General features: G+C 57.0%; 29 protein-coding genes. 22 read left to right on the top strand and 7 right to left on the bottom strand.

Annotated elements, in window-relative coordinates:
* Positions 1–107: 107 nt before the first annotated feature.
* From M1B34_RS31710 to M1B34_RS31615, 20 genes are all read left to right on the top strand, one after another.
* Positions 108–527, top strand: coding sequence for a DUF4054 domain-containing protein (locus tag M1B34_RS31710; protein ID WP_268267199.1), 420 nt, complete (start codon positions 108–110; stop codon positions 525–527).
* Positions 528–1,127, top strand: coding sequence for a hypothetical protein (locus tag M1B34_RS31705; RefSeq protein ID WP_268267198.1), 600 nt, complete (start codon positions 528–530; stop codon positions 1,125–1,127).
* Positions 1,124–1,495: a hypothetical protein gene (locus M1B34_RS31700; protein ID WP_268267197.1), complete on the top strand. Its 372-nt coding sequence runs from the start codon at positions 1,124–1,126 to the stop codon at positions 1,493–1,495. The genes M1B34_RS31705 and M1B34_RS31700 overlap by 4 nt, the downstream gene beginning before the upstream one ends.
* Positions 1,492–2,037, top strand: coding sequence for a phage neck terminator protein (locus M1B34_RS31695; protein WP_268267196.1), 546 nt, complete (start codon positions 1,492–1,494; stop codon positions 2,035–2,037). Before M1B34_RS31700 ends, M1B34_RS31695 begins: the two co-directional genes overlap by 4 nt.
* 17 nt (positions 2,038–2,054) lie before the next feature.
* Positions 2,055–3,200, top strand: coding sequence for a DUF3383 family protein (locus tag M1B34_RS31690; RefSeq protein ID WP_268267195.1), 1,146 nt, complete (start codon positions 2,055–2,057; stop codon positions 3,198–3,200).
* 10 nt (positions 3,201–3,210) lie between these two features.
* Positions 3,211–3,618, top strand: a complete 408-nt coding sequence (locus M1B34_RS31685) for a hypothetical protein (protein ID WP_102624732.1) — start codon at positions 3,211–3,213, stop codon at positions 3,616–3,618.
* 3 nt (positions 3,619–3,621) lie between these two features.
* Complete coding sequence (locus M1B34_RS31680; RefSeq protein ID WP_268267194.1) at positions 3,622–4,023, top strand: hypothetical protein; 402 nt, start codon at positions 3,622–3,624, stop codon at positions 4,021–4,023.
* Between the two features lie 156 nt (positions 4,024–4,179).
* A complete protein-coding gene (locus tag M1B34_RS31675; protein ID WP_268267193.1) occupies positions 4,180–5,472 on the top strand; it encodes a hypothetical protein in 1,293 nt (430 codons plus the stop codon).
* 2 nt (positions 5,473–5,474) lie between these two features.
* Complete coding sequence (locus tag M1B34_RS31670; protein WP_268267192.1) at positions 5,475–6,131, top strand: phage baseplate protein; 657 nt, start codon at positions 5,475–5,477, stop codon at positions 6,129–6,131.
* Complete coding sequence (locus tag M1B34_RS31665) at positions 6,131–6,439, top strand: phage baseplate plug family protein (RefSeq protein WP_268267191.1); 309 nt, start codon at positions 6,131–6,133, stop codon at positions 6,437–6,439. Before M1B34_RS31670 ends, M1B34_RS31665 begins: the two co-directional genes overlap by 1 nt.
* Complete coding sequence (locus M1B34_RS31660) at positions 6,436–7,851, top strand: baseplate hub protein (RefSeq protein ID WP_268267190.1); 1,416 nt, start codon at positions 6,436–6,438, stop codon at positions 7,849–7,851. The genes M1B34_RS31665 and M1B34_RS31660 overlap by 4 nt, the downstream gene beginning before the upstream one ends.
* A 72-nt stretch (positions 7,852–7,923) precedes the next feature.
* Positions 7,924–8,331 carry a hypothetical protein gene (locus tag M1B34_RS31655; protein WP_268267189.1) on the top strand — a complete coding sequence of 136 codons (408 nt, stop codon included), beginning with the start codon at positions 7,924–7,926 and terminating at the stop codon, positions 8,329–8,331.
* 79 nt (positions 8,332–8,410) lie between these two features.
* A complete protein-coding gene (locus tag M1B34_RS31650) occupies positions 8,411–9,118 on the top strand; it encodes a Gp138 family membrane-puncturing spike protein (RefSeq protein WP_268267188.1) in 708 nt (235 codons plus the stop codon).
* Positions 9,115–9,465 (top strand): contractile injection system sheath initiator, encoded by a 351-nt coding sequence (locus M1B34_RS31645; RefSeq protein WP_268267187.1) that lies wholly within the window; start codon positions 9,115–9,117, stop codon positions 9,463–9,465. The genes M1B34_RS31650 and M1B34_RS31645 overlap by 4 nt, the downstream gene beginning before the upstream one ends.
* Positions 9,458–10,678 (top strand): baseplate J/gp47 family protein, encoded by a 1,221-nt coding sequence (locus M1B34_RS31640; protein ID WP_268267186.1) that lies wholly within the window; start codon positions 9,458–9,460, stop codon positions 10,676–10,678. The genes M1B34_RS31645 and M1B34_RS31640 overlap by 8 nt, the downstream gene beginning before the upstream one ends.
* On the top strand, positions 10,678–11,319 hold the full coding sequence (locus M1B34_RS31635) for a baseplate wedge 1 family protein (protein ID WP_268267185.1): 642 nt from the start codon (positions 10,678–10,680) through the stop codon (positions 11,317–11,319). Before M1B34_RS31640 ends, M1B34_RS31635 begins: the two co-directional genes overlap by 1 nt.
* Before the next feature lie 37 nt (positions 11,320–11,356).
* Positions 11,357–12,604, top strand: coding sequence for a hypothetical protein (locus tag M1B34_RS31630; RefSeq protein ID WP_268267184.1), 1,248 nt, complete (start codon positions 11,357–11,359; stop codon positions 12,602–12,604).
* Complete coding sequence (locus M1B34_RS31625) at positions 12,601–12,972, top strand: tail fiber assembly protein (protein WP_268267183.1); 372 nt, start codon at positions 12,601–12,603, stop codon at positions 12,970–12,972. Before M1B34_RS31630 ends, M1B34_RS31625 begins: the two co-directional genes overlap by 4 nt.
* Before the next feature lie 115 nt (positions 12,973–13,087).
* Positions 13,088–13,669, top strand: coding sequence for a glycoside hydrolase family 19 protein (locus tag M1B34_RS31620; RefSeq protein ID WP_425273562.1), 582 nt, complete (start codon positions 13,088–13,090; stop codon positions 13,667–13,669).
* Positions 13,666–14,223 carry a DUF2514 family protein gene (locus M1B34_RS31615; RefSeq protein ID WP_268267182.1) on the top strand — a complete coding sequence of 186 codons (558 nt, stop codon included), beginning with the start codon at positions 13,666–13,668 and terminating at the stop codon, positions 14,221–14,223. Before M1B34_RS31620 ends, M1B34_RS31615 begins: the two co-directional genes overlap by 4 nt.
* On the opposite strand, the gene M1B34_RS31610 is transcribed toward M1B34_RS31615, so the two are convergent.
* From M1B34_RS31610 to M1B34_RS31595, 4 genes are all read right to left on the bottom strand, one after another.
* On the bottom strand, positions 14,165–14,497 hold the full coding sequence (locus M1B34_RS31610) for a hypothetical protein (RefSeq protein ID WP_268267181.1): 333 nt from the start codon (positions 14,495–14,497) through the stop codon (positions 14,165–14,167). The genes M1B34_RS31615 and M1B34_RS31610 overlap by 59 nt on opposite strands.
* Before the next feature lie 593 nt (positions 14,498–15,090).
* Positions 15,091–15,837 (bottom strand): acyltransferase, encoded by a 747-nt coding sequence (locus M1B34_RS31605; RefSeq protein WP_268261887.1) that lies wholly within the window; start codon positions 15,835–15,837, stop codon positions 15,091–15,093.
* A 147-nt stretch (positions 15,838–15,984) separates the two neighbouring features.
* Positions 15,985–16,605, bottom strand: coding sequence for a peptide chain release factor H (gene prfH / locus M1B34_RS31600; RefSeq protein ID WP_123334326.1), 621 nt, complete (start codon positions 16,603–16,605; stop codon positions 15,985–15,987).
* Complete coding sequence (locus M1B34_RS31595; protein WP_268267180.1) at positions 16,605–17,738, bottom strand: RNA ligase RtcB family protein; 1,134 nt, start codon at positions 17,736–17,738, stop codon at positions 16,605–16,607. The genes prfH and M1B34_RS31595 overlap by 1 nt, the downstream gene beginning before the upstream one ends.
* 317 nt (positions 17,739–18,055) lie before the next feature.
* Between M1B34_RS31595 and M1B34_RS31590 the strand changes: the two genes are divergently transcribed.
* Complete coding sequence (locus tag M1B34_RS31590; protein WP_268261884.1) at positions 18,056–18,406, top strand: hypothetical protein; 351 nt, start codon at positions 18,056–18,058, stop codon at positions 18,404–18,406.
* Positions 18,407–18,655: 249 nt separating this feature from the next.
* Here M1B34_RS31590 and csrA read toward each other — a convergent pair whose 3' ends face one another.
* Positions 18,656–18,850 (bottom strand): carbon storage regulator CsrA, encoded by a 195-nt coding sequence (gene csrA / locus M1B34_RS31585; RefSeq protein WP_007920550.1) that lies wholly within the window; start codon positions 18,848–18,850, stop codon positions 18,656–18,658.
* A 268-nt stretch (positions 18,851–19,118) separates the two neighbouring features.
* Here csrA and M1B34_RS31580 point away from each other — a divergent pair, with 268 nt between their 5' ends.
* On the top strand, positions 19,119–19,475 hold the full coding sequence (locus tag M1B34_RS31580; protein ID WP_123330841.1) for an SPOR domain-containing protein: 357 nt from the start codon (positions 19,119–19,121) through the stop codon (positions 19,473–19,475).
* A gap of 82 nt (positions 19,476–19,557) precedes the next feature.
* Here the strand turns inward: M1B34_RS31580 and M1B34_RS31575 are convergent, their stop codons facing one another.
* Entirely contained in the window at positions 19,558–20,247 is a 690-nt protein-coding gene (locus M1B34_RS31575; protein WP_123330843.1) for an endonuclease, read from the bottom strand.
* A gap of 4 nt (positions 20,248–20,251) precedes the next feature.
* Positions 20,252–20,409 (bottom strand): DUF1654 domain-containing protein (locus tag M1B34_RS31570; protein ID WP_268267248.1); only part of this gene is annotated, 158 nt, incomplete at its 5' end.

Genomic DNA, 20,409 nt, shown 5'->3' with positions numbered 1-20,409 from the left:
CAAGAAGGTCGGCGACCTCTCTGTTTTTACGCAGACCGGGAAGATTCCTTCAATCCGTGCTGCGAAAATCGTATGCAAGCTGCTGACCAGTCGCCAGGGGGAATAGCGTGATTATCACCCCTGAGATGATTGCGGCTTTCCGCGGCAATCCCGTGTTTAAGGCGTTCATCGACACGACGAAGTGGCCCGACGAATACATCGTTGAGGCCCTTTGCGAGGCCGGCACTGAAACTGGCTCCAGCCGGTGGGGCGCCCTTGAGCTGACCTGCGACAACTTCAAGTGGCGAGGCATGCAGTACTTCGCGGCGCATTGGCTGGCGACCAACTTTGCCACGCTCGGCGCCAGCGGTACACCGAACTCGGAAGCCCGGCTGAACGTGGCCCAAAAGTCAGTTGGCGACGAATCTATCGCCTACCGCGTACCGCAGATGATGGACGCCGGCACCGACTGGCTGACCTACACCAACTACGGGCAGCAGTTCTACAGGCTTAAGAAGCGCGCCGGAATGGGTGCCAAGGCGGTTTAGATGATCACTCTCGACATCCAGGGCTTTCAGGAGCTGCAGGACGAACTGGCGAAAGAACTGAACGCGCTGAAGTCGAACAAGGTTGTCACCGTCGGCATTCATGAAGAGGCCGGCGACGTTGAATCTGGCGACCTGACCATGGCCAGCCTGGGCGCGATCAACGAGTTCGGCGCCGACATCAAGCACCCAGGCGGAACGTCCTACGGTTACGCCAGCAAAGCTGCTGCTGACCGCGATGAGGTCCGCTTCCTCAAGACCGGCAAGGGCTACATGGAGTTGGGCGTCACTCAGGCGCACACCATCAACATCCCGGCCAGGCCTTGGCTTGAGCCGGGAGTGGCGAGCGCGACGCCAGAAGTGCTACTGACCATCCAGGACGGCATGGATGCCGGCAAGTCGATGGACCAGATCCTCGAGGCAGTCGGTGTGGTGGCCGCGGGCAAGGTGAAGGTGTACATGACCGACCTGAAGACGCCGCCCAACGCAGCGTCGACCATTCGCAAGAAGGGCAGCAGCAACCCCCTCATCGACTCGGGCGCCATGCGCCAGTCGGTCACCCACCAAGTTTCCATTGGTCCCGCATCGGAGGGTCTCGAATGAGCCTGAACATGGAGGGCCAGATCGATGGCGTGTTCGAGAGCGTCGAGGCATCCCGCACGGTTGACGCTGGCGGCGATTGGGTAGACGGCATCTGGACGCCGGGCACGCCGATCACCACGCCATACACCGTGAACATCCAGCAGGCCAGCGACCGGGAGATCGATTTCATCCGCCAGGGCGGAGAACGGATCACAGACGTGCGTCGCATCTACATCAATCAGGGCGAGATGCAGTTGATCGATCAGACCGGAACCTGGGCGTTTCTCGGGCAGCAGTGGAAGGCAACCAAGTGTGACAACCGTTGGTGGCGTAACTACTGCAAGGTCATCGTTATGCGGATTGACGATCAGTCAGGTGGCCCAGCATGACCAACCAAGAACTATTCGCAAAGCTGCGCCCGATTGTGATGCTAGCGACCGGCGTGCCTGAGTGCTTGCTGGCAGATCAGATCGGCCCCGGCAGCATGCCCGCGCCTCAGGGTGCATACGCAACGATCACGCCCAGGCAATCCGTCGGCGAGCGCGGCCAGGCCAACATCGTTTCGCGGGACATTCCCGGCAACCAGGTAGAGGTTGATGTGCGAGCGCAGATCATGTGCTCGGCCAGCGTCAACTTCTATCGGGGCGAGGCCCTGATGTACGCAGAGCGCCTGAAGCAGGCCAACAAGCGTCCGGACGTAAGCATGATGCTGTTCAAGTCCAAGATCGGCTGGAACAGCACCGACGCAGTCAACAACCTCACCAGCCTGCAGTCGGCAAACTTCGAGCAGCGTGCGCAGATCACCATCCGCCTGATGTACGAAACCAGCAGCCTCCCGGCGATCAACAACATCCTGAGCGTCGAAGTAGCGCTTGAGAACGAAAAGGCACGGGTCCTTGAGACCTTCACCGTCGAAATTGACCCCGCATAACCATTGGAGCTCTCAAGATGAGTTATCCCGCCTCAGAAATTATTCGCATCAACGCAAGAATCAGCCCTGCCGGACTGGGCACTGCGAACTTTGCCAGCGCCATGCTGTTCGCGCCACAGCTTGAGCTGCCGGTAGGATTCGCACCCGACACCCACCGCACGTATTTCAGCCTGCCTGCACTGTCTGAAGATTTCGCCGATACCACCGAGACATACAAGGCCGCCCAACGCTGGCTCGGTGGCACTCCGGCTACTCGCCAGATTCAGGTTTGGGGTGCAGCAACTGCTGATGCTTCTCGCGCAGCCACGCTGAACAAAGCTCGAAACATGATCTGGTGGTACTGGACCATGTGGACCGCTCCTGTCCTGGCCGTTAAGGCGGATGTGCTGGCTATCGCTCAGTGGTGCGAAGACAACACCAGCATGTTCATCGACAACCAGACCGGCGCGTCGGTTGCTGAAATCCGCGACCCGTCTGATACGGATGACATCGCCACTCAGCTCTCTTCTGCCGGCTTCCGTCACGTCTACACCGCCGCTCACGCCACCGACCCTTACTCTGGGTCGGCTCTGGCCAAGCATTTCGCGGCAGTTAACTACAGTGCCGATGGATCAACCATTGATGGCGAGTACAAGAAGTCGCCAGGTGTGATCGCTGAATCGTTGAGCGGCACCGCCTACACGGCGATGAAGAGCAAGTCCAAGAACGTTACCTTCTACACCGAGGTGGACAATCAGGGCTCCAAGGACATTGGGCGCTGGATCAATACAAACACCCACAGCACCTACGGGGAAACCATCGATGATGTCGTAAATCTCGATGCCTGCATCAACTTTCTCCGCACTTCGCTCTACAACGTGACCGCAAATCAGCCAACAAAGCTGGGCCAGGACCCTACTGGTCAAGCAATGCTGATCAACGCCGGCGCCCGCGCAACCCTACGCACCTTTGTCGGGAACGGTTATTTGGGGCCACGCAACTACACCGACCCTGACGACGGGCTTGAAAAGTACACCTTTGGGTTTGAAATCCTGACCAAGCCAGAAGACATCCTTGATATCTCTGATGAGGATCGAGACGAACACAAGGCAGCACCTTTGCGCATCCGCCTGTTCCGCAAAGGCTCCATCCGCATTGTTGATGTTGACCTCGACGTTTATTGATAGGTGACCCATGAGCCTGAACAATTTTGCAAACAACCTCACCGTGGTCACTATCAACGGACGGCAGATTAAGGATTGGGGGGAAACAGCAACACCAGTAACTGATGCCCCAATCGACGCCAAGCGCCAACTCCGTCGTGGACAGGGTGGCAGTGCCGTTAGCCTCGACAGAATCAACCCTGGCCGCGAAGTGAACATTTACCTTAACCCAGGCTCGTCGGATTCCGCCTATGTGCAGGGATTGTTCAACTCGAACGCGAACATTACGTACACCTACACCCAGATCGGTACGCTGGAAACAGCACTGGGCTCGGAAGGCGTCATCGTGAACGACGGCCAGCGAGGCCGAGCCGGCTCAACCATCACGGACGACCAGTTCACGATGCAGTTCAACATTTGGGAAGCGACAAGGGGCTGATAGATGAGCGTGAAACCATTCACCATCGGCGGCGCGCAGTACAACGCCGCCATGGCCAGCGCCGTCGATCAAGACCGCCTGATGTCCCTCCTGTCCGGCGCCGTGCTGGAGCGATTCGCCACGGCTGCGCAGGCGGGCATTGAGGTCGATGACCAGCTGCTCTGCTCGATGTTCATGTCGATGCGCCAGGACGTGAAGTCCCAGGTCGTGCAGATCCTCATGACCCGAGTGTTCATCAACGGCACTGAGCGCGCTGTCACCGTCGCTGACTTCGGCGGCAAGATGGTTCAGTACAACCAACTGCTTGCTGAGCTTCTGCGCTGGAACCTCTCCGATTTTTTCGACTGGCTGCCAAGCGGCGCAAAAGGCGCTCGGCAGGACGGGGCGGAAAGCGCGGCGCAGTAAATTGGTTCCTGATGCGCCCCTGTGTCGGGATTGTTGGCGTGTGCCCGCCGCTATGCACCTGGGCGCAACTTGAAGACGGAACCCACTCCCTAGCCAGCGTCGAGCGCTTTAACCAGGCCATGGACGAACTGTGGGATCAATACGAGGCTGCGAAGAATGGCTAGCAAAGTACTGAAGTCATTCCTGATCGGCATCGGATATGACACCAAGGCCCTGGAAGTCGGCGACAGGAAGATCAATGCCAGCCTGAACGGAATCAAGTCCAATGCCCTTGGAATCTCCGCGGCTCTCGTGGGCGCTTTCGGCGCTGGTGCAAGCGCCATTGTTGGTGTGGCTGATCGCGTAGACAAGCTGGCCATGTCCACGCAGAACCTGCGCACCTCTCAGGCCGCTGTTTACAACTACGGTAACGCCATAAAGCTGATGGGCGGGGACGCAGCAGATGCTGTAGACACCCTGCAGCGCTTCGAAGAGATCCAGAACAATCTCCGCCTCAAGGGAGACGCCGGGCCAATCAATGATCTGGCAATGGCCGGGCTCGATGTTAGCTCGCTCTACGAGACGCAAACCGGCGAAGAGTTCATGCGGGCGCTTGCCAACATGATCCCCAACTTGGATGAGGGGCAGCGGTCAGTTGTCCAAAACTCCCTCGGGCTTTCTGACGGGGTATTCCGCTCGCTGGCCGGCGGCGTTGATCAACTTGATGAGACGATGAAGCGGGCCAGTGGCCTGACTGGTTCTGTCGATCAGCTCACTGAAAATGCAAGAAAGCTGGCGGAGAACTCCGCTGAGTTCAGCCTCATCATTGAAGGCGTCAAGAACGAGCTTGCAGAGAAGTTTCTGCCAAGCCTGATCGGCGCGGGCAATGCCGTGAACAACTTCCTCAAGGATCACAGGGGGGAGATTGGAGAGGTGATTGATTACGCTGCTGATAACGCCGGCGCAACTGGCGCTCTTGGTGTTTCAGCTACCGCTGCAATCGTCGGCGCCACGGCTGCAAAGCTAGGGCTGAACACTATTGGCGGGGCAGTGAGCAAGGGCGGAACTGCAGGGGTTGCTGTTACCGGCGGAGCAATTGGGGCAAACGTTCTAAACCGATCCCTGGACAAGTACGTACCAGGCTATGGGGACGCCTCTCGCGGTTTCGATGATTGGCTCAAGGGGGTAACTGGCCTTGAGAGAATCCAGAGTCCCATGGAACTCATATTCGGTAGCAGATCGGCTTCTGACGCAATGCCGCCAGCAAGTGGTTCGAATGCCGATGAAGAAAGGCAGGCCAGTGCAGAGGCTTTGGCTGGCGCGCTAAGTCGAGCCCCAATCAAGCTTGAAAGCAGTCTTAACGCCACGATCCAGATTGATGGGCAGGCCTTGGAAGCCAAAATCATGCAGGTCAACGAGCGTCAAAACTACGAAACCCTAGGGGATCTTAAAACGACGACGGAGCGATAGCCGTGAGCATTATCAACATCTTCACGCGCCAGGCGCCAACCATCGCAGGCTATTCATTCGATGCGGTTCTGGAAGATACGTTCGAGGCCACGGTTACGATCACTTCATTCCCGATTGAGTCGGGCGTGAGGATTTCAGGCCATCGCATTCTGAACCCATTCAAATGGACAATGACCGGCGCAATCAGCAACAACCCGGTCAAGGTTCAGCTGACAGACTTCCTCGGCGGCGCGCTTTCCAACCTGACCGACAACCCCATCGTATCTACGGTGGCTGGCTTATCTGCTGGCTGGCTGGCCGGTAGCGACGAGACTCGGGCTAGTAGCACATTGGATTTCCTAATTGTGCTGATGCAGCACGCTGATCCGTTCGATATCGATGCTGGCGACATTCTGCTTCGGAATATGGCGATTACGCGCCTATCCCGCACCAAGGAGCCACGCAATGAAGGTGGTTTGGAGTTCGTTGTTGAGCTTCAAGAGGTTATTGAATTGGACCGTATCCAGCGTGCTCTTCAATGTGTGCCAGACCAGCTACGTGATGGCGACCCTTCAAAATCTGCGTTATCCCGAGCGATAAGTCGCGGTCAGGAGATTGCCAAAGAGGCATCCGATAGCGTGTCGAATGCAGTCAATGGAATTCTTGACGGAGTGGTCTGATGAACACAATCCCACTGCGAGCCGGATCCGCCAACGCCCACCAGCGGTTTGGGGTGCAGCTCGGCGAGAACTTGATTGACTTTGAAATCGACTTTATCTCCTACCTGGACTCACCAGCCTGGACCATGAACCTGCTGCGCGATGGTAGCCGCATCGTATCCGGCGCAATGCTTGAGCCTGGCAGCGACATCATCCAAAGCTACCGAACTGGTATCGGTCAGATGGTTTTCGCCGGAAAGGATGTGACCCTGGATAACCTCGGCATTGATAACTTCCTCGTCTGGATACCCCCACTGGTGGAAACATGAGAGAGCAAGTTTGGTCGATCGACATCAACGGCCAGCCGTACATAGAGCTTCAGACGGGGCGCCGCCAATTTCGAATCCAATTCAGCGTCGATATCTCGCCAGGTGATGCTATTTCTTTTGCTGATATTCGCATCTACAACCAGGGCAAAGGCTCAAGAATCCCCCAAGGGGCAAGCATCGTCTTGCGGGCCGGATACAGCGATAACATTGATGCAGTGTTCACTGGATATGTAACCAACTCGCTGCGTGAGCGGGAGCCTGTCCAGCCTGAGATAATCTCCAGGCTGGTCTGCAGATCAGGTCAGCCGGCGGTTGACCGTGCTTCAGCACAGCTTTCATTCGGAGTTGGTACAAGGGTCGAGGAAGTGATCCGGGCCTTGGCCGCCGCTTGGCCGCTACCGATCGATATCGACAACGCTCAATTTGCTGATGCCAAGCCTCTGTCATCTGGCTTGGTGGTTGACGGAGATATTCCGTCGGCCATGACTGACCTGGCATACGCCTACAAATTCGAATGGATGCAGGACCGCGGCCGTATCGTAGTCACTAAGCCGAACATGCCCAGGACCTCAACAATGGTAAAGGTTGATCAGTTCAGCGGGATGATCGGCATCCCCGAGGTTTCCAGGGGCCCAGACGGACTTGGCGTGTTTGTCGCTGTGCAACTCAACCCAGCCTTGCGTATCAACGGGAAAATCAACGTTGAGAGCGAGTTCGCCGCGTTCAATACTGGTAACTTGTTTATTTCCGAACTCAGCGGCGACGCAACTGCCAATGGCGAATACAACATCTTCGCAATGAAGCACTCAGGTGACTCTCACAGTGACCTGTGGAGAACCGAAATTGACGGGCTTAGAGCCGGAACTACGCCCCCAGCAGCCGAGACCGCAACCCCGCAAAACGGCAAGTTGGTATGGGGGGCGAGGGTGGATCAGGCGTTCCGCGTAAAGGTTCGTGAGATCGCCGGCCGCTTATCAACAGACCCTAACTGGCTCATGGCTGTTATGGGATTCGAGACTGGCTACACCTTCAGCCCGGCGGCGCGCAATCCGGGCAGTACCGCTACTGGCCTCATTCAGTTTCTGGAGTCGTCAGCACGAAGCCTTGGAACATCTACCGCGCAGCTTGCGCGCATGAGTGCGGTGCAGCAGCTCGATTATGTTGAGTCTTACTACAAGCCCTACTCAGGTCGAATTCGTAATCTGGGTGATGCATACCTGGCAGTGCTGTGGCCGGCAGCAGTAGGGCGACCAGACTCGTACGTGATGTGGGAGCGCGATAACGGCCCATACCAGCGTGAGTACGCGGCCAACTCTGGCCTTGATGTGAACCGTAATGGCGTCATCACCCGGGGGGAGGCCGTGGCCTCTGCAAACTCCTCATACATGCGCGGGCAGCAGTTCGTACGGTGATGGATACGCGGTTTTTTTTTGGTGATCTGCTACATTCCAGGGAAATATTCGACGTATCGCCGGGCCCCTTAAATGTTAAAGAAAAATCTGATTGTCTTAGCTTTATCAGCGATCTTTCCTACCGTCACGCTGGCTGTTGAGGAGAGGCAGTGCGACGGACGACAGATGTACAATTATGTCGATGTCGCGATAAAGGCTGGCTCAGGCGTTGTGAATGTGGCCAATGATCCTTCATATGGAGCCGGGTCTGTTACGCACGCTCTAAGATCGAAGAACATGGAAATATACAACGCCATGTCAGTGTCGATTCGAGAGCATGACCTTTATCTGGCGCGGTCTGGATGCAAGTCGCTGAACGGCGGCCCCACAAAAGGGATGATGTCCACCTTGCGGCAGGTTGATGCCAAGATTGGCGGCTTGATCAACCGCCAGTACAAACAAAAAGGCGTGCTAACTGATGGGTTCGGCAGCGCTAGATAAATCAGGATCCGTATCAGAAATATGAGCAGGCCCGCTTCGGCGGGTTTTTTATTGCCCACGATAATTTCCGGAGCAGCAAATGATTGAGTTAGAAGGCCGAGCAAAGCAGGCAAGGCTGATCCGGTACGCGTTCAGAGAGCTGATGAAAGGGGTTTGCACATCAGTTCCCGGAAATATCTTGACGTTCAACCCTGCCACTCAAATGGCACAAGTTCAGGTTGGCATCGTCAGGGTAGACATCAACGACGCGGAATTCACACTCAAGCCAATTATTGAGACTCCCGTCTATTTCCCAGGCGGAGACTACTGCATCGAGTACCAGATCGACTCAGGTTGTGAGGGCGACATCCTGTTCTCGCAGCGCTGCATTGATGGTTGGGTGCAGAGCGGTGGGGTGGCGGCTAACCCTATCGGGCGATTCCATAACATGCAGGACGCCATGTTCCTGCCCGGCTTCAGATCGAAACCTAATGTCCTGCCGGACTTCCAGAACAATGGTGTGCGGATGCGCAACCGGGCCGGCACCCAGTTCGTGTGGCTGAAGAACGACAACAGCATCTGCATGGATAACGGTGTTGCCAGATTCAACGTACTGGCCGACGGAACCACCCTTATGCAGAACGGCGCAGGCAGCTTTCAGTTGCAGGCCGACGGCACCTTTTTGATTAACGGGTTGAAGATCACGCCGGACGGAAACGTCATCACCGCCGCCGGCACAAACCTCAACGCGCATCGCCATAGCGGTGTAACCCCGGGCTCCGGGACTAGCGGAGTTCCAGTTCCATGACCGTACGCAGGCTGGACGATGAAACAGGCGACATTGTGACTCAAGGGCAGCAGTTCATCACGGGGCAGTCGGAAGTAGCGCAGACAGTGCTTACCAGGCTTCGCCTGTTCTTGGGAGAGTACTTTCGCGACATCACCGACGGCACGCCGTGGTACGAGCAGATCCTGGGCAAGTTCACCAGCCTTTCCACCGCGGAGGCGGCGCTCAGGGCGCGAATCGCCAATACGCCTGGCGTGATCAGGCTCGCCAGCTTCTCTGCTGACTTCAACATCAATAACCGCGCCTACAGCGTAACCGCGGGAATCCTCACTGAGTTCGGCCTGGAAGAGGTAACACTGAATGGCTAGCCTGACTTCGACTGGCTACGTGCTGCAGACGCAAAACGAGTGGTTTGCCCAAGAGCGTCAGTTCTACCTGGACATTGATCCGCTATGGAACCTGGATCCATCCACGCCCGACGGGCTGAAGATGGCGCACGACTCCGAGATATTCTACGCGCTCGACGAGACGCTGCAGCAGGCCTACAACTCAAAAGATCCGAACAAGGCCAAGGGTAACGACCTGGACATCGTTTGCTCGCTGACAGGCACCATCCGCTCGGGCGGTTCGCGATCCAACACCCCACTTACGCTAATCGCAACGCCGGGCACCGTTATTCCGGCTGGAAACCGATTTGAGTCGATCACCACCGGCAGCCGCTGGGCCACGGACCAGACTGTTACAGCCGACTCACTGGGGTCGGCGACAGTCAACGCGACTTGCACAGTCGTCGGGCCAACCCAGGCGGACGCCGGCACTATCACCCGCATCGTGGATGTGGTGGCTGGCCTCTCCAGTGTGACTAACTCTGCTCCAGCAACCCCCGGCTCTGACGGTCAGCGCGACGAACAGTTGCGTGTGACTCGTGCAACGGCAGTAGGGCGCCCAGGAAACAACCAGACCGACTCAATGATCGGAGAGTTGTTCAGCGTCGACGGCGTGCGCCGGGTTAAGGTTTACGAGAACGACACCGACAGCAGCGCCGTGTCTGCGGATAATCCGTACGGGCTCCCAAGGCACTCCATCGCGCCAATTATCGATGGGGGCACCGACGATGATGTGGCTATGGCGATTTACCTCAAGAAGAACCCTGGAGCAACGCTGTACCAACCAGGAACGCCGTTCGAGGTCGATGTCACGTCGCCTAAATATCCAACCAACAAGAAGCTGATCCGGGCAAGTCGACCTATATACGTGGACATGATCCCGGTAATCCATGTCGTCAATGACGGCACGCTTCCACCCAACGCTGATCAGCTAATTAAGGAGGCGATGATGGAATACGCCGCCGGCGACCTGATCCCCGCGGATGTAGGTTTCAAGATTGACGGTTTCGATATCGGTGAGACGGTTCCGTTCAGCACGATCTTCACGCCAGTAAACAAGGTCATCGGGGCATACGGGGATAGCTATGTTGACCTGCCATCATCCAGCCTCAACGGCGGACAGACCAACGTCTCCATCGCCTACAACCAGATGTCCAGGTGGACGGAGAGCAACATCACCGTAGTGATCACGTGATGAACATCCCAGACCGTATTTACGCGCAGTACCGAGACAAGCCGAAGGCCGTGGCATGGTACGCAATCGCCAGAGCGTTTGGCGGCAGCATTGAGGCGGCAGCTCAGGCGGTGCGCAAGAGCTACGACATCGATACCGCAGTTGGCGAGCAGTTAAACGTCATTGGGCGGATCGTCGTGGCGCCACGCAGTTTTGTGGGGGCGATGCCAATGAATCCTGGCCTCTTCGATCTGACGGACGGCGATGAGTTTGGTGACGACGAGGCCATGTTCAGCGCACTGACTATCGACCAGGACGGCCAGCTATCCGACGACCTCTACCGCCTGGTCATTAAGGCCAAGATCGTTAAGAACAATGGCGACGCCACCATAGAAAACATCCTCGACGGCATGAACTTCCTGCTCCCAAAGGCAAATGTTCTGCGAGTCACTGACGGCGAGGACATGTCGTTCAGTATCGAGTTTTATGGGCAGATCACCAATCTTGAAAGGTTTGCACTACTCAATGCGGGACTTGTGCCAAAGCCTCAGGCAGTGAGATTTAACGGATTCCTTGAGGGGTTCGACATGGTCGAATTCGGCGATGCGGACGCTGAATTTGGTGACGAAGACGCAGAATTTGTAGGATATATAGGGGATTAATATGTCGCTAAAGCTTAACGAACGCTACCCAGGCCGCATGAACAACCCATCGGTCGGCTACCCTCTGGGATCTTTCAAAAACAGAACTGCGCCTGCAGCGAAGGATGGCTCTTACCTAGAGCAGGACTGGGCAAACGACAAGGAGGGTTTTTTCCAGTCTCTTCTATCGGCTGCAGGACTGGATGCTAATGGCGATGTGGATAGAGTTGGCGCATCTCAATTTTTCAACGCTTTGCTTAACTTGCAGCAGGGTCAAGCTGGAGTCGCCTTTCAAACTGGAGGGACTTCAACCGCCCTTACGCTAGCGCCGACGCCAGAAATTTCAGGGTACTCTGAAAGCCAGCGTTTCAGCGTAAAATTCAGCGTGGCTTCAGGCCTGAATCCAACTTTAAACGTATCTGCAAAAGGAGCAAAGTCTCTCAAGCAATACGACTCTACGGGAGCAAAGGTTGCTGCAATATTTTCTTCTGGCCAGGTATCAGATGTTGTTTACGACGGTGTGGACTTTGTAGTTCTTGACCCGCTTCCACCTCAAGCATCTAACTTGGTAGGAATTCAAGGAAACTCTAAAAATCTTCTCGGCGTAATTTCTGGAACAAATACGATAGCTTCGTATTCTATGGATGAAGTTGTCGTGAAAAGCGCAGCAGGTAATTATAAGACGCTGCTTTCAGTTTCGATTAGCCCTAGTATTTCGTCCTCCGGGGCGAATGGACTAGACGCCGGGGTTTCTTCGATAAGTACTTGGTACAGTGTGTGGGTTATCTGGAACGGCGCTACCGTATCGGGATTGTTTTCGCTTAGCGATACCGCTCCATCAATGCCTGCGGGCTACACGCATAAGGCAAGGGTCGGATGGGTTCGTACAGACGCTACCGCAAGTAAGTTTCTGTTAGGTGGGACACAGGTAGATTCTAGGTTTCAATACAAGGTTTCGTCAGGAACAAACGTTCCAACACTGCCGATTATGGCGCAGGGATCTGCTGGGTCAACATCAACGCCGACGTGGTCACCTGTCTCTGTTGCTGGTTTTGTGCCAACAACAGCCAAGCGAATAATTGGTGTTTTTTGTGGCGGTGGTGGATCTGGGACACAACTTATCGTTGCGCCTAACAACAGCTATGGAGGATACCAATCAACAACCAATCCCCCACCAGTTCTGGAGAATGGATCGCAAGGTAGCGGGATCTCTGAAATGATTCTAGAGAACTCTAATATTTATTACGCCAGTAACTCAGGAAGCAACGCAATGATTGCATGCTTTGGCTGGGAGGATTCGTTATGAGTGGTTACGCTATTGCATGCTGGCCGGGTACGGATCTCGTTATGAACTTCCGCGCAGTCGATGGCGTTGAAGGCGTAATGGATGGTGAAACCTTTCGCAGTCTGGCTGACGGACCGCCACCATCACCAGTGGATAAGCCAAAAACAGAAGAAGATTTTATCGTTGCCGCAAATAAGCAGCGCGACGAACTCTTGCTGATTGCGGCAACTAGAATTGCCCCGTTGCAAGACGCTGTAGATCTTGATGATGCAACACCCGAAGATGTGTCCAAGTTAAAGCTCTGGAAACAATACCGGGTGGCCGTCAATCGGGTGGTCGGGCAGCCTGGATACCCTTCAATGGTTGAGTGGCCTGATCAGCCATTTTGATTGCTACCGCCATCACGTAGTTTTTCGCCAGGAGTAATTAAATGCCGATCACAGAGCAGCAGTTGCTGCAGATCCTCCCGAACGCGGCCCAGTAGCCGGCGTTTTTGTGCCCGTCTTGAACACCGCCATGGGCAAGTATGGAGTCGTCACGCGGTTGCGTGTGGCTGCGTTCATCGCCCAGGTAGGCCATGAGTCGGGGCGCCTGCGCCGAGTTCGTGAAAGCCTCGATTACAAGGTCGAAGCCCTGATCAGCGGGTTCTCCCGTGAGCGCATCAGCGAGGCGGATGCGCGGGCCTTTGGGCGCACGCCGACCCGAGCGGCCAACCAGCAGGCAATTGCGAACTGCCTCTACGGTGGCGCCTGGGGAGCGAAGAGCCTCGGTAACACCGCACCAGGTGATGGCTGGGCTTACCGCGGGCGCGGGCTGATCCAAGTAACCGGCCGGGCGAATTACAAGCGCTGCGGGGATGGCCTGGGCGTTGATCTCATCAGCCAGCCAGACCTGCTTGAACAGCCTCGGTACGCCGCTTTGTCTGCCGCCTGGTTCTTCTACGTTAACGGGCTCAACAGCCTAGCCGATGCTGGAGCGATCCGGGACATCGGCAGCATCATCAATACCGGAAAGCCTGGGAGAACGCCCAAGGGCGCCGAGGATCGCAAAGCGCTGTATGAGACCGCCCTGAAGGTGCTCGCGTGATCAGCCTTCGCACCGCAGGTGCAGCGATATGCCTAGCGTTGGTGGCGCTGGCCTTTTGGGGCGTCTACCAGCATGGCCGGTCGACAATGGATGATGAATGGAAGGCACGCTGGGCCGTGCGTGATGCCGGCGACCAGCAGGCCTGGGCCCTGGCAGAAGTTGCCGAGCGAGAAAAGGAACAGGCCCGGCAAAACTCAATCAACAAGGTGATTCAGGATGGGCAACAAGTTATCGACCAAGCAACGGCTGATGCTGCTTCCGCTCGCACTGTTGCTGGCGGCCTGCAGCGGACAGTCGACGACCTTGCCGGCCGTCTCGCAGCCCAGGCCAGCAGCCATTCCTGCACTGCCGCCGCAAGCCAGGCAGCTTCCCGCGCCGTCATGGTGCTTGCCGACGTGTTCAAGCGCGCTGATGAAAGAGCGGGAGAGCTGGCGGCAGATGCTGATCAAAGCCGGGGAAGGGGAGTGACCTGCGAGCGTGCTTATGACGGGGTCGCTACGGCCTCGATCTCAGCTCCGAAAGCTCTCTATGGAGTTGATCGTTCTGGGCCTTGACGATCTTTAAGCTATTGATCGTATTGCCCAGTTCTGAGTTTTTCAGGTAAAGCTCTGACATCTTATTCTTGTTTTTCTCGTCCTCCGCTCTGAGCTTGTCGCGCTCTTTTGATACCTCGGCGTACATCTCGACCAGCTTAAACACCCTCTGCCTGGACTCTCGAAGCTGCCGGGTCAGTTCTTGAACCTCGTCTTCGAGCATGGCTATGTGTTGCTGGCAGGTTTCTAAAGGCGTGGGGATGCCCAACCAGTCGGTTGTGTCTTCGATGTCCACGGTAATGCCTCAGGCTGATACTGGTTTTATGTACAGTAATAGAGTCGCGTTCTTGGCGCCACTTGAGGCGATGAGATGTATCAGGGGAGTGGTTTTTTTGCGATCGGCAGGACGCCGGGAGAGGGGGACACGCTGTAGCAATATACAGCGCTAAGTTATTGATTCTATTGGGCTGATTACACCGTTTTTAGGCCATGCTAAAACATTATATTGTTATTATTTATCAACGACTTACGCGCTTTCGGGTGGCACCTTGACATGGTGGGGGTCGTTGGTTCGAGTCCAATCGCGCCTACCAAACAAAATCCGCTCTGCTGGGCGGTCTAGAAGGGCTCACCGAAAGGTGGGCCATTTTTTGTTGTTTCGGATTTCTCGCAGAGCGTTCACACAATATCGGGCTCGTTCACGCAGGGCCATGTGAGCGCAGATATCAGGTCATTTGAGCCGGATCAGTCAGCTTTATCGTTATGACGCAGCCATGGCTGCCAGATTAGAAGCCCAACGTTGAGTTGGGCTTTTTGCTTTGGGTTATTTAAAGCCTTCTGCGGGGCCATTGTGCATGGTCGCCCGGCCTGGCTTGGCATTGCCGAAGGCTAAGGCTGCGAGGCTTCGGCGAGCCATTGGGCTATGACGGTTTCGGGGTAGCCCCGATGAAAATGGAAGCGCCATGGGTACGCGGCGCGTCCGGAGCCATCCTTGAGCTTGATGGCGTTGGCGTCGCAGATGAACTTCGCAGGGCTTCCTGAAACCACGGTGTCTGCCGCGACGTCACGATTGACGGAGCTGTGGGCGCCGATCAGCGAGCCAGACTTCAGGGTGACCCCAGGAAGAATGACCGACATGGTGGCGATGGCGACGTAGTCCTCCACGGTCACTCCCATCAAGACTTCGCTGGGTGGGTGGGGGTCATTGGTCAGCACCACGTAAGGGAAAATCCAAACGTAGTCGCCTATCCTGGAGTGCTGGCCGATGTGCACGTTGCTATGAAACTTGACGTAATGGCCAATGCTGCAATGCCCCTGGATATCCCCGAGTGTGCCAATTTGAAAGGCTGTTCCGGCCTGGGTCTTCTCTCGTACTGTCACCCGATGGCCTGTGCTCAGGTTGTCGCCAAAGGACGAGCCCTCGTAGAAAACGCTATGGGAGCGAATCAAGGCGTCGTTTCCGATAACCAATGGCAGGCCGTCCGCCAGCGACGATGGCAGTCCAATTTCACAATGGGAGCCGATTACTGCGTTATCACCGATCACGACGTTGTCGTGAATGATGGTGAAGGGGCCTATTGTTGCGTTTACCCCCAGTTTTGCTGATGTAGACACGATCGCCGTCGGGTGGATCACCTGAATGTCCTTTCTCTTGAGGAATGCTCGGTTGCGAATAATAGTGGGTTTTCGTCCGCGCGCCCCAGCGGGTTTCGGTCTCTTATTGGTGCTGCTGGGCGCCCCTTCGACAGTCGTTGGCGAAGGGGCGCGTAACGACGGCTGGTTCTAACTGGCTTGAGGGGCGAACCCGGGGCCTGCAAAGGACCTGACGGGGTTGCCTCGTTCAACGCCGTGATGGGAATCCCGGCGTTGCAGGCGCAGTGCGTTGTTGGCTTGCTCTTCCAGGGTCGCCAGGCGCTGGTTGATCAGCAGCAGAGCCAGTCGTTTGTTCTGATGCTGGCTGCGCTCGGACTGCACTTTGACGCTGATCCCCGTCGCCAGGTGGGTGGCGCGCACGGCTGAGTCGGTTTTGTTGACGTGCTGGCCACCCGGCCCCGAGGCGCGCAGGGTTTCAAAGCGAATCTCGTGTTCCTGGGTGGTTTGGGGGCGGTCGAAGACTTGCCCGGCAAAGAACCAGTTTTTGCGTTTGTGCTGGGGCCGGTAGGGGCTTTTGCAGGTCCAGAGCAACGTACCGCTCCAGCGTTGGGCGAGGGCGTCAGCCTGATCGCCGTCGAGGCCGATCAGCATTGATTTGCAGGTGCCGGCCTGGCTGCCGGCTTCACTTTCGATCAGCTTCAACTCGACGCCTTGCTCCAGGGCTTCCTCGTGCAGGCGGCGCAGCGCTTTGCTCACCGCCAGTTCGCATTCGGCCGGGCCCTGGGCCGAGGACAGCTGTAATAGAAGCATCAGCAGCACCCTCGGCGTTTGTAGGTCAGCACCGGCTTGAGGCGCGCGATGACGTGCAGCAAGCCGGCGTCCCGCAGGCTGCCGACCACGCTGTCGATGGCTTTGTAGGCTTGCGGTGCTTCCTCGTACATCAGGGCGCGGTCTTCGCAGATCACTCGGCTGCCCAGGCTGGTGCGCTTGAGTTGTTCGAAGCTGAAGCGCGAATCCAGACGACCTTTGCAATCGCTGCGAATCCATTTGCGGCCTGCGCCATGGGCCAGGGAGTACAGGCTGGCGGCCATCGGTATGGGTTGAACCAGGTAGCTGTAATCACCCCGTGAGCCGGGAATGACCACCACGCCCTGCTCGGACGGGGTCGCCCCCTTGCGATGGATCCAGCCCGGCAAGCCCTCGACGGTCATCGGCGAGACCAAGTTGTGGTTAATGTCCAGCGCGGCATGCCCCTGTGCCCCCAGATTGCCCAGCAGGCGCTGGGCGATCAGGCGGCGGTTGGCTTCGGCGTAGCGCAGCGCCTGGTTGTGCCGGTGCAGGTAGTCGCGGCCTTCGACACTGTCAGCGCTGATGCCGTTATGGCCGTGTTGATCCACGTGGCGTCGCAGAATGGCTTCACCCAGTCCGCGGGAGCCGCTGTGGACCAGCAACAGCAGCGCTCGGTTGTCGAGCTTGAGGGCGTCGACGGCGTCCTGGGCGTAAACCTGGTCGATTTGCTGCAGTTCAGCAAAGTGATTGCCGCCACCGATGGTGCCCAGGGAGTGTTCGTGTCCGTTGGCTGGAAGCGCCAGTGCGGCCAGTTGTTCCTGCCAGTCCTCGCTCAGGGGCAGGTCGATGTTGCCGATTTTCTTTTCCAGCTTGTCGAGGTTGAGCCTGTGGGTGGGAATGTCCGTTTGCCACAAGGCCATGCCACAGCCGATGTCGTTGCCGACCAGAGCCGGGTAGAGGGTTTCCTGGGAGAAGAAGGCGGCGCCCACGGGGTAGCCTCGGCCTGGGTGCAGGTCGGGCATGCCGACGACGCGATGCATGCCGGGCAGTTGGGCGGTGGTGTGCAGTTGTTGGATCGCTTTGTCTTCGATCCAGGTGGTGTCGGAAGCGATCAGCGATACGCGGTCCGACAAATTGCGGATGCAATTGTCCATGTCCAATTCCTGATTGGAGAAAAATAAACTCAGGTAATGGCAGGACGAACAGGTTTTGGCGCGGAGCTAAATAATAGCGGGTACGACGATTAAACCAGGCACGTCCTGCAAGGGGTGATCAGGTCATTCATGGTGGACCTCCTTTGCAAAAGTGTGGGAAGGGGCGCGGAGATTAATCTGCTTGTCGCAGGTTTTGCAATGGGCAATGAAAAATAGTCTTCGCATCAGCCGGTTGTCGTGGAGGTTTTTTCTGGTGTGCGACGATTCCTGCCTGCGGCTCGGGTGATACTCTCGCGTTTTCAAAGCGAGGTAGCAGCATGCGGTTTTTCATGACGGTGTTCGTCACGATTCTGTTGGTCGGCTGTGCAAGTTCTACGATGAATGAGGCGCGCTCGAGGACGCCGGACAAGGCCCTGGTCTCGACCAAGGCTGATCTGCTGGTGGCGCAGTGTGTGCAGTTCGCCTGGCAGGACGAGGCGGTGTTTGGTGTCGATGGGGCGGCGTACCTGGAGCCCGGCAAGGCCGGTGGCTACACGGTCTATTCGCGGTCGGCAGAGTCTTTCGCGGACATTCGCATGCAAGCCTCGACGACCACCATCAACTACTACGCGACCCAGGACAGCTTTGTGTCCAAGCGCCGGCTGGCAGCCTTGGCTACTTGCCTCTGAGGCGGCTATCGCGTTCGAGTTGAAATTGGGGTAGCAGACGGTTCAAGCCCGACCTTGGTCGGGTTTTTTCATTGCTATAGATCGGGGAGGGAATGGCAGTTGTTCACCCTGGGCTGAGAGGGGCAGTGCAAGTTTGAGGGTGAGGGCTGTAGTGGAACGGGCGGCTTCGACAGCATCAGGCAAGGCTTGAGTGCAATCGGGACCACGCCAGCCATTGCGCTGAGACAAAGGGCTGGCTGCTCATGACATTCAAGGTGTTTCGCGTTTATCCGGGGCGGTGAGGCCCGCTTGAATACGCTGATAAATTTCTTCGCGGTGTACGGCAACGTCTTTGGGGGCGTTGATGCCAATCCGGACTTGCTGGCCGCTGACGCCAAGAATGGTGATCGTAATGTCGTCACCGATATTTATGCTTTCACCGACTTTGCGGGTGAGTATCAGCATGATCTTCTCCTTGATTGCTTTGTATGTAGGGCACCTGAATCGGGCAGTGCAGATGTCGGTTGTGTGTATAGATTAGTGCGAAGTTCCACTCAGTGGGTGCCTCTTTGTGACGCGCAGACGATGTATTAATTCCCAAGGCGCGACTATACAGAGACGATAAATATCATTCTCCCTGTTTCGACTTGATTTTGTGACAGTGCCGACCGGGCCTTGGGTGTTAAAATCGCCGCCTCAGACTTTCCGGGGGTAGGTTGTGCGCACACTAGTGATGATAGCGGCGGTATTGGCCTTGGCCGGTTGTGGCGAGGGTAAGCGGGTCGAGGCGGCGAAAAGTACGGCCGCAGCGGTTCAGGTCCAGCCGGCCCAGGTGCCTAGCGCGCCACAGTGGCATGTCCTGGTGGGCAGCGAGTTGCCTCAGGCGGTGAGTGACATGACCGGTTGGCTGATCGAGCACGGCGTCATATCCAGCGTGGTTACCGAGGGTGGCAAGCAGCGGGTGGTGATCGGGCCTTTCCCGACCCAGGCGGAAGCTGAAGCGAAACAGGCTGAAGTGGTTGAGAAGTTGACCAAGGCGAAAAAACGCAATATCGACGTGACCGTCATCCAGCTCGGCGCAGCGCAGTAAACCCCTTTAGGGGCTGCGCAATCTGGCGCTGCCCCTATTCCCTCGCTGGCGAGTTGGCCAGCGAGCGGCCCGAGCCACTGGCTTAGCCGCAGCTCTTCAGATTCACCGGGCCGACAAACTCGTTGCCGCGCCCCATGACGCAGGCCACGGTTTGATTGCGCTGGCGTTCCCAGGCCGTGACCGGGTATGTCTTGTTCCAGGCTTCGTACAACTGGCGATCCTGTTTCGACAGGCGCAGGTCGTATTGCTTGCTCATATAGAAGTAGGTCCGGGCGATCATGCCGCGAATTGAAGGCCGCGGCATGACCTTCTTCGCCTTGAAGTCGACCTGGGTCAGGCAGGAGCCGTATTGCCCTGTCTGCACCGGCAGCCAGCCGAAACTGAAATTGTTCCGATCGCCGTTCACCTCGCCGATGCTGGGCACCAAGTTGTGCAAGTCGGCTTCAGCGCGTTGAAAGACTTTGTCGTTGCGGGTGCAGTTCTTGCGGCCGCCCTGTTGCCAGCATTGGCGTTGATGGCCGATTTGCCAGGCAGGCACGATGTGCTCCCACTCGATGCGCTCGGCGCGCTTGGCATTCTTGCGTGGAACGTAGCCGCAGGCCGCCAGGTTGACTCGATTGCCGCTGTACTTGCAGCCGCAATAGAACTCGGTGGACTGCGGGGCATAGAGTTTCCAGGCGGCCTTCTTGGCTTCGCTGAAGGTACGTGGTGCATCGGCTTGGGCGGTTAGGGCGATACAGGACAGCAGTACGGCAAAACAACGGACCATCATCGAATCAATCTTCCTTCGGTACGACCCAGAAAATCTGCACACCGCCATCGTCGCGGTAGGCGAGGGTGACGTTGTCGTTCTCGGCGATTTCTTCCAGCAGGCGCTCCCACTCATCCACCGGTTCGTCGGGCAGGCGGAAGATCAGCGCGGCCTTGGCTTTTT

The sequence above is a fragment of the Pseudomonas morbosilactucae genome (genome assembly GCF_023241715.1).
In the GTDB taxonomy this organism is placed as follows: domain Bacteria; phylum Pseudomonadota; class Gammaproteobacteria; order Pseudomonadales; family Pseudomonadaceae; genus Aquipseudomonas; species Aquipseudomonas morbosilactucae.
This window is presented reverse-complemented; position numbering and strand designations above follow the sequence as displayed.